We start from the raw sequence: 7,559 nt of genomic DNA, 5'->3' as shown, positions 1-7,559 counted from the left end.
GGCCGGGACTGCGGGGGAGGCGGGGGAGGCGGGGGAGGCGGGGGAGGCTACCGAAGCGGACCTGTCGTACCACGGTTCCGCCGTCATGCGCGGCGGCCGGGTCGACGTCCGGCTGACCCCGCGCAACCACGGTCCGCAGGACGTCTCCGACTCGACCGTGCGGCTGCGCTGGTCGGCGCCGTTGGCGGCCGGGGCGCAGCGGCTGCCGGCCGGCTGCGCGCGCACGGGCCGCCAGGAGGTGGTGTGCCGGACGGGGGCGCTGGCCGCGGACGGGCTGGGGGAGCCGATCGCGTTGCGGGTGTGGCTGCGGGGGCGGCCGACGGAGGTGACGATGGCCGTCGACACGTTGTGGGGCGGCGGGGCGGTGGACCGCAACCGGGCCAACGACCGGCAGCAGGTGCTGGTCCTGGACACCGGGGACGCCTACTTCTTCTGACGGTCGAGGGAGCGGAGCGTCGTACGATCTGCGGACGGCGCTGACGGCGGTGCCGACGAAGGGGTGCGATGTCCGGGAACGTACGCTCGCGACTGCTGGACGAGCTGTCCGTCGTGTCGCGTCGGTACGCGGCCGCGTACGCGCTGTTCAACCAGGCCCTCGCCGACCGTCTCGGGCTGCATCCCACGGATCTCCAGTGTCTGAACCTGCTGATGCTGGAGCGGGAGCCGGTGACGACGGGCCGGGTCGCCGAGCTGACGGGGCTGACCACCGGGTCGGCGACGCGGCTGGTGGACCGGTTGGAGAAGGCGGGTTACGTCGTCCGGGAGCGGGACGCGGCCGACCGGCGGCGGGTCCTCGTGGTGACGGTGCCGGAGCGGATCGCGGAGTTCACGCGGATGTGGGAACGGCTGGGCGGCGACTGGATGCCGCTCTTCGAGGACCTGGAGGACGGCGAACTCGCCGTGATCGTGCGGCACATGCGGCGCACGGTGGAGTTCGGCGCGGTCCAGGTCGCACGGTTGCGGGAAGGCCGGGTCTAGGGCGGGATGCAGGAGACGGACATACGGCCGTCCGCGGCGGCGGCCGAGGGAGTGCGGGCGGCGGACGCCCGCCCGGCGGGTGCGCTGCCGCGGCACTGGCCGCTGTTGCTGCTGGGCGCGGCGGTGGTGCCGGGTGTGCTGCTGGTGCTCGTCGGGCGGGCGTCGGACGAGCCGGCGATGCAGGCGTGGCGGACGGTGTGTCTGGCCGTGACCGTGCAGGCGCTGCCGTTCCTGCTGCTGGGCACGGCTCTGTCGGGGGCGATCAACGCGTTCGTGCCGGCCCGGGTCTTCGGCCGGCTGCTGCCGAAGCGGGCCGCGCTGGCGGTGCCGGTCGCGGGGATGGCGGGTGTGGTGCTGCCGGGTTGCGAGTGCGCGTCGGTGCCGGTGGCGAACAGCCTGATCGGGCGAGGGGTCACCCCGGCCGCCGCGTTCGCGTTCCTGCTGTCGGCGCCGGCCGTGAACCCGGTGGTGCTGACCGCCACGGCCGTCGCCTTCCCGGGCAGCCCGGAGATGGTGCTGGCCCGGCTGCTCGCCTCGCTGGTCACCGCCGCCGCGATGGGCTGGCTGTGGCTCTGGCTGGGGCGCGAGGAGTGGTTGAAGCCCACCGTCGTCCGGCACACCGGGCATGTTCCGGGGCGCAGCCGGTTCACGGAGTTCCGGCGTGGTTTCCAGCACGACTTCCTGCACGCGGGGGGTTTCCTGGTGGTGGGGGCGATGGCGGCGGCGACCTTCAACGTGGCGGTGCCGCGCACGCTGCTCGACACCTTCGCGGGTTCGCCTTGGCTGTCGGTGCTGTTCCTGGCGGCGCTGGCGATCGTGCTGGCGGTGTGCAGCGAGGCGGACGCGTTCGTGGCGGCCTCGCTGAGCGGGTTCTCGCCGGTCGCGCGGCTGGCGTTCATGGTGGTGGGGCCGATGGTCGACCTGAAGCTGATCGCGCTTCAGGCGGGCACGTTCGGGCGGGCCTTCGCGGTGCGCTTCTCGGCGGCCACGGCGGTGGTGGCCGTGGTGTGCAGCGCGGTGATCGGAGGGGTGCTGCTGTGAGGCGGTTCGTGCAGGTGGGGCTGCTGGTACTGGGTGGGCTGGGGTTGTTGCACACCTCGCTGTTCACGGACGAGTACCTGCGATACGTCAAGGAGGGCATGCGCCCGCTGCTGGTCGCCTCCGGGGTGCTGCTGCTGGTGCTGGGAGTGGCGGAGGCGTGGGCCGCCCCGCCGAGCGAGGAGCACGGCGAGTCGGGGCACGGCGGGCGGGAGCACGGCGAGTCGGGGCACGGCGGGCGGGAGCACGGCGAGTCGGGGCACGGCGGGCAGGAGTACGGGCACGTGGGTCCCGCCTTCGAGGGGGACGGGCACGTGGGTCCCGTCCGCGAGGGGGACGGGCACGTGAGCGGGGCCCACGGGGGGCACGGGGGGCACGGGCATGATCACTCCCGTGTTCCGCGGGTCGCCTGGCTGCTGTTCCTGCCCGTGCTGAGTCTGCTCTTCTACGCGCCTCCCGCGCTCGGCTCCTACACGGCCTCGCGGGAGCCTGCGAAGGCCGTCGCCGTGCAGGACGACGCCTTCGATCCGCTGCCCGCGACCACTCCGTTGCCGATCACGCTCACCGACTTCACCCAGCGGGTGCAGCAGGACCGGTCGCTGGCCATCCGGGGCCGTGCGGTCGTGATGACCGGGTTCGTCACCCCGGCCCCGGGGAAGCAGGACGGCTGGTATCTGACCCGGATCGTCGTCAACTGCTGTGCGGCGGACGCGTCGTCCGTGAAGGTGCTGGTCCGGGGGATCGCGGCGCCGAAGCCCGACACCTGGGTGAACGTCACCGGGACCTGGCGGGGGAGCGGCACGCTGGGCACGTCGTCGGCGGCGGCCGCGTTGGACGCGCGGGGCGTGCAGAAGGTGCGCAAGCCGTCGAACGCGTACATGGACGCGCTGCCGCTCCCCTCCTGAGCGGCACGGAGGCACCGAGCGGCACGGAGGCACCGAGCGGCGCTGACCGGCACCGAACGGTACCGGCGGCGCCGCTCAGACGTCGGTGGCTCAGAGGTCGGTGGCTCAGAGGTCGGTGGCTCAGAGGTCGGTGGCGTCCGCGTCGTAGCGTCGGCGGGCCGCCTGGACCTCGTCGAAGTGGATCTCCGCCCAGTTCTTCACGGCCGTCAGCAGCAGCGCGAGGTTGCTGCCGAGGGGGGTCAGCTCGTAGTCGACGCGGACGGGGACGGACGGGGTGACCGTGCGGGTCAGGATGCCGTCGCGCTCCAGGGTGCGCAGGGTCTGGGTGAGCATCTTGGGGCTCACGCCGGCGATCCTGCGGGCCAGGTCGCTGTACCGCTGGGGGCCGGGGGCGAGGGCCGAGACGACCAGGCTGACCCACTTGTCGCTGAGGCGGTCCAGGAGCTGGTTGGTCGGGCAGCTGCGAAGGAAGGCGTCGTACTCGCTGCGGGCCTGCTCGCGCCGCTGGGCGGCGGTCGTGGTGGCCATGGTGGCTCTCCTCCTGGTGACGTAGGCACCTTCAGGTAACTACTTCCCCCTGGATAGTAACTCTTCCTAGGGTTGCGGCAGCGAGAGGGGAGCGGGAGATGCCCGCAAGTACCCGCCTATTCAGGGGAGTTGTCATGCGTGCAGCAGTGGTGCGGACGTTCGGCGGGCCCGAGGCCGTCGAGCTCGTGGACGCGGAGCTGCCGGAGCCGGCCGCCCGGCAGGTGCGGATCAAGGTGGCGGCGGCCGCGCTGAACCCGGTGGACGCCGGGGTGCGCTCCGGGGTCTTCGGCGGCGCGGGCAAGCAGGTCGGACTCGGCTGGGACGTCGCCGGGACCGTGGACGCGGTGGGGGTGGCCGCCGCGTGGAACGTGGGGGAGGAGGTCGTGGCGCTCGACTACGGGATGGTCAAGCCGCTCGGTACCCACGCGGAGTACGTCGTCGTCGACGCGGACGCGGTGGCGCTCGCGCCGGCTTCCGTGGACGCGGTGCACGCGGCGACGCTTCCGCTGAACGCGCTGACCGCTGCGCAGGCGCTGGACCTGCTGGCCCTGTCGCCGGGGGATTCGTTGCTGGTCACGGGCGGTGCGGGGGCGGTCGGAGGCTATGCCGTCCAGCTGGCCGCGCGGCGCGGGGTGGCGGTCGCCGCGCTGGCTCGGGCGCAGGACGAGGAGTTCGTCCGGTCGTTGGGGGCCACGCGCTTCCCCGGCGGCGAGGGGAGTTTCGACGCGGTGCTGGACGCGGCGGTGCTCGGCGCCGAGGCGCTGGCCCTGGTGCGGGACGGGGGTGCGTACGTGGGGGTGATTCCGCAGGCTCAGCCCGCGTCGGAGCGGGGGGTGCGGACCGAGGCCGTCGAGGTGAACGCGGACGGGGCCCGGCTGGCGGAGCTGGTGCGGTCGGTGGACGCGGGCGAGCTGATCCTCCGGGTGGCGGACACGTTCGCCCTGGAGGACGCCGCGAAGGCACACGCACGACTGGCGGAGGGCGGCGTCCGGGGACGACTGGTACTGGTGCCTTAGCCGGGGCGGGGGGCAGGGGGCAGGGGCCGCTGGACCGCGAGGGTCGGGTGCGCCGAGACGGTCGGCGAAGCCGCGGACGCGCCCGGCCGCGGGGCCGGGCGGAGTCGGGCGGAGTCGGGCGGGGCCGGGCGGAGTCGGGCGGGGCCGGGCGGAGTCGGGCGGGGCCGGGCGGAGTCGGGTGCGGCATGCGGGGGAGCCGTACCTGCGTCTGGGCGGCGGAGCTCAGCCCGCGCGCGGTGGCCCGGCCGCGTCCGCGTCCGTGCGGCGGAGCCGCGCGGGGCTCGGCTCGGGGCCGTTCACGGGCCGCGATGCCTGGCGTAGGTGGCAGGGGGGACCCCGACCGTCGTGGTGAAGTCGCGGACCAGGTGGGCCTGGTCCGCGTAGCCCAGGTCCGCGGCCAGGGCTGCCCAGTCCACCGTCCTCTCGGCCTCCGCCCGCTCCAGGGCCTCGTGGATGCGGTAGCGCAGGATCACCCATTTGGGGCCCACGCCGACGTACGCGGCGAACAGGCGCTGGAGCAGGCGTACCGACAGTCCCTCGTCGCTCGCGAGGTCCGCCACCCTGCGGATCGCGCGGTCGGTGCGGATGCGGTCCACGAGGGTCATCGCGAGGTCGGCCTGGGGGTCCGGGCAAGGGACGCGGGCCGCCAGGAGGTGTGCGTCGAGGGCCGCCACCCGGGCCTCCTCGTCGGCCGGGTCCAGAACCGGGGCCGGGTCGGTGCCGGTGAGGTGGACCCGGCGGCCCGTCCAGTGGGAGACCGGGTGCTCGGGGGCGAAGGGGCGGAAGCCGCCCGGACGGAACTTGACGCCGCACACCCGCCCCCGGCCCTCCAGTTTCTGGCTGAAGAGGCCTTGCTGGACGCCGGCGATCTCGACGAAGGGCTCCTGCCCCTCGAACCGCTGGAAGACGAGGTGGACCGCGGGGTGCGGGACCACGTGGGAGACGTACGGCTCGGTCAGGTCCCAGTCGATCAGCCAGTAGTGCTCGACGTAGGGGCGCAGTGGCGGGGCCGGCTCGGGGCGGCGGAAGCGCACGCGTGCGAGGAAGTCCGCCGCGTCGACGATGCCTCGGGTGTCACGGCGTGGGGTGGCCATGTCCGGATCGTAGGGCGGCCCACTGACAGCGCCACCGACAGCGGGACGGCCCGCCGACAGCGCTGCCCACGGCGGCACGGGCAGCGCCCCTCACGGCGGCATCGGCACCGCCGCCGACACTCGTGCCGGTCGGCGGAATAGGGGGGACGAGGGAGGTGTTTGGCCGGTATAGTTTAACGGTCAACAACTTTGGAGGTTGAGCGACCATGCAGTTCGGGATCTTCAGCGTCGGCGATGTCACGCCGGACCCGACCACGGGCCGTACGCCGACCGAGCGCGAGCGGATCAAGGCCATGGTCGCCATCGCGCAGAAGGCCGAGGAGGTCGGCCTCGACGTCTTCGCCACCGGTGAGCACCACAACCCGCCGTTCGTGCCCTCGTCGCCGACGACGATGCTCGGCTACATAGCCGCGCGCACGGAGAAGCTGGTCCTCTCCACCTCCACCACCCTCATCACCACCAACGACCCGGTGAAGATCGCCGAGGACTTCGCGATGCTCCAGCATCTGGCCGACGGGCGCGTCGACCTCATGATGGGGCGCGGGAACACCGGCCCGGTCTACCCCTGGTTCGGCCAGGACATCCGGCAGGGCATCAACCTCGCCATCGAGAACTACGCCCTGCTGCGCCGGCTGTGGCGCGAGGACGTCGTCGACTGGGAGGGCAAGTTCCGCACCGCCCTCCAGGGCTTCACCTCCACGCCCCGCCCGCTGGACGACGTGCCGCCGTTCGTCTGGCACGGCTCCATCCGCTCGCCCGAGATCGCCGAGCAGGCCGCGTTCTACGGCGACGGCTTCTTCCACAACAACATCTTCTGGCCGGCCGACCACACCAAGCAGATGGTCGAGCTGTACCGCGCCCGGTACGCGCACTACGGACACGGCACGCCCGAGCAGGCCATCGTGGGGCTCGGCGGGCAGGTCTTCATGCGGAAGAACTCGCAGGACGCGGTGCGCGAGTTCCGGCCGTACTTCGACAACGCGCCGGTCTACGGACACGGGCCGTCCCTGGAGGACTTCACCGACCAGACCCCGCTGACCGTCGGCACGCCGGAACAGGTCATCGAGAAGACGCTCAAGTTCCGCGAGTACGCCGGCGACTACCAGCGCCAGTTGTTCCTGCTGGACCACGCGGGGCTGCCGCTGAAGACCGTGCTCGAGCAGCTCGACCTGCTCGGCGAGGAGGTCGTGCCGGTGCTGCGCAAGGAGTTCGCCGTCGGACGGCCGGCCGACGTGCCGGACGCGCCGACCCACGAGTCGCTGCTCAAGGCGGCCCAGGCCACCCAGGAAGGGGTGAACGTCGCATGAGGCTCGTCGTCGTCTCGGCGGGGCTGAGCGTCCCGTCGTCGACCCGGCTGCTGGCCGACCGGCTGTCGGCCGCGACCGCCGGGCGAACCTCTCCGGGGGCGGACGTGGAGGTGGAGGTCGTGGAACTGCGCGACCTCGCCGTCGAGATCGCCCACAACTTCACCAACGGCTTCCCCGGACGCAACCTGGCGGCCGCGCTGGCGGCGGTGACGGCGGCGGACGGGCTGATCGTCGTCACCCCGGTGTTCTCCGCGTCCTACAGCGGCCTGTTCAAGTCGTTCTTCGACGTGATCGACCCGGACGCGCTGGCGGGCAAGCCGGTGCTGATCGCCGCCACGGGCGGCTCCGCGCGGCACTCGCTGGTACTCGAACACGCCCTGCGGCCGCTCTTCTCGTACCTGCGCGCCGTGGTCGTCCCGACGGCCGTCTACGCCGCCTCGGAGGACTGGGGCGCGGAGGGCCTGCCCGAGCGGATCGAGCGGGCGGCGGCCGAGCTGGCGACGCTGATGACGGGCCTGTCCGCACCGTCGACGCGGCCCGCACCGGTGAAGGACGAGAAGGACGAGAAGGACGAGACGGCAGAGAAGACCGACAAAGCGGAGAAGACCGGGCAGGCCGGGAAGGCCGAGTTCACAGTGGTCCCCTTCGCCGACCAGCTCGCGGCCCTGGCCGCCCGATAACCGATGCCGCTGA

Annotated in this window: 9 protein-coding genes; 7 read left to right on the top strand and 2 right to left on the bottom strand. The window is 73.1% G+C overall.

All coding sequences use genetic code 11. The features are described 5' to 3' along the window. The 4 genes from QQM72_RS27440 to QQM72_RS27425 form a co-directional block, all read left to right on the top strand. The coding region (locus QQM72_RS27440; protein ID WP_314223505.1) for a hypothetical protein at positions 1 to 436 on the top strand (436 nt) is incomplete at its 5' end. Positions 437 to 504: 68 nt separating this feature from the next. Continuing rightward, complete coding sequence (locus tag QQM72_RS27435; RefSeq protein WP_314223504.1) at positions 505 to 978, top strand: MarR family winged helix-turn-helix transcriptional regulator; 474 nt, start codon at positions 505 to 507, stop codon at positions 976 to 978. Between the two features lie 6 nt (positions 979 to 984). Beyond that, positions 985 to 2,019, top strand: coding sequence for a permease (locus QQM72_RS27430; RefSeq protein WP_314223503.1), 1,035 nt, complete (start codon positions 985 to 987; stop codon positions 2,017 to 2,019). Beyond that, positions 2,016 to 2,921 carry a TIGR03943 family putative permease subunit gene (locus tag QQM72_RS27425; protein WP_314223502.1) on the top strand — a complete coding sequence of 302 codons (906 nt, stop codon included), beginning with the start codon at positions 2,016 to 2,018 and terminating at the stop codon, positions 2,919 to 2,921. The genes QQM72_RS27430 and QQM72_RS27425 overlap by 4 nt, the downstream gene beginning before the upstream one ends. Positions 2,922 to 3,041: 120 nt before the next feature. Here QQM72_RS27425 and QQM72_RS27420 read toward each other — a convergent pair whose 3' ends face one another. Beyond that, positions 3,042 to 3,449, bottom strand: a complete 408-nt coding sequence (locus QQM72_RS27420; RefSeq protein WP_314223501.1) for a winged helix-turn-helix transcriptional regulator — start codon at positions 3,447 to 3,449, stop codon at positions 3,042 to 3,044. 134 nt (positions 3,450 to 3,583) lie between these two features. On the opposite strand from QQM72_RS27420, the gene QQM72_RS27415 reads away from it, so the two are divergent. Further along, positions 3,584 to 4,465 carry an NADP-dependent oxidoreductase gene (locus tag QQM72_RS27415; RefSeq protein ID WP_314223500.1) on the top strand — a complete coding sequence of 294 codons (882 nt, stop codon included), beginning with the start codon at positions 3,584 to 3,586 and terminating at the stop codon, positions 4,463 to 4,465. A 296-nt stretch (positions 4,466 to 4,761) separates the two neighbouring features. Here the strand turns inward: QQM72_RS27415 and QQM72_RS27410 are convergent, their stop codons facing one another. Then, on the bottom strand, positions 4,762 to 5,559 hold the full coding sequence (locus QQM72_RS27410) for a helix-turn-helix domain-containing protein (protein WP_314223499.1): 798 nt from the start codon (positions 5,557 to 5,559) through the stop codon (positions 4,762 to 4,764). A 206-nt stretch (positions 5,560 to 5,765) separates the two neighbouring features. Here QQM72_RS27410 and QQM72_RS27405 point away from each other — a divergent pair, with 206 nt between their 5' ends. Next, entirely contained in the window at positions 5,766 to 6,866 is a 1,101-nt protein-coding gene (locus tag QQM72_RS27405) for an LLM class flavin-dependent oxidoreductase (RefSeq protein WP_314223498.1), read from the top strand. Next, on the top strand, positions 6,863 to 7,546 hold the full coding sequence (locus tag QQM72_RS27400; protein WP_314223497.1) for an FMN reductase: 684 nt from the start codon (positions 6,863 to 6,865) through the stop codon (positions 7,544 to 7,546). The genes QQM72_RS27405 and QQM72_RS27400 overlap by 4 nt, the downstream gene beginning before the upstream one ends. Positions 7,547 to 7,559 lie beyond the last annotated feature (13 nt).

The organism is Streptomyces zaehneri, from assembly GCF_032248645.1.
GTDB classification, from domain to species: Bacteria; Actinomycetota; Actinomycetes; order Streptomycetales; family Streptomycetaceae; genus Streptomyces; species Streptomyces coriariae.
The sequence above is the reverse complement of the archived record's forward strand: the minus strand, read 5'-3'. Positions and strand labels throughout refer to the sequence as shown.

Excerpts from the sequence above, each read along its gene's own strand:
- QQM72_RS27420 (WP_314223501.1), bottom strand. The coding sequence starts at position 3,449 with ATGGCCACCACGACCGCCGCCCAGCGGCGCGAGCAGGCCCGCAGCGAG.
- QQM72_RS27405 (WP_314223498.1), top strand. The coding sequence starts at position 5,766 with ATGCAGTTCGGGATCTTCAGCGTCGGCGATGTCACGCCGGACCCGACC.
- QQM72_RS27415 (WP_314223500.1), top strand. The coding sequence starts at position 3,584 with ATGCGTGCAGCAGTGGTGCGGACGTTCGGCGGGCCCGAGGCCGTCGAG.
- QQM72_RS27400 (WP_314223497.1), top strand. The coding sequence starts at position 6,863 with ATGAGGCTCGTCGTCGTCTCGGCGGGGCTGAGCGTCCCGTCGTCGACC.
- QQM72_RS27410 (WP_314223499.1), bottom strand. The coding sequence starts at position 5,559 with ATGGCCACCCCACGCCGTGACACCCGAGGCATCGTCGACGCGGCGGAC.
- QQM72_RS27435 (WP_314223504.1), top strand. The coding sequence starts at position 505 with ATGTCCGGGAACGTACGCTCGCGACTGCTGGACGAGCTGTCCGTCGTG.
- QQM72_RS27430 (WP_314223503.1), top strand. The coding sequence starts at position 985 with ATGCAGGAGACGGACATACGGCCGTCCGCGGCGGCGGCCGAGGGAGTG.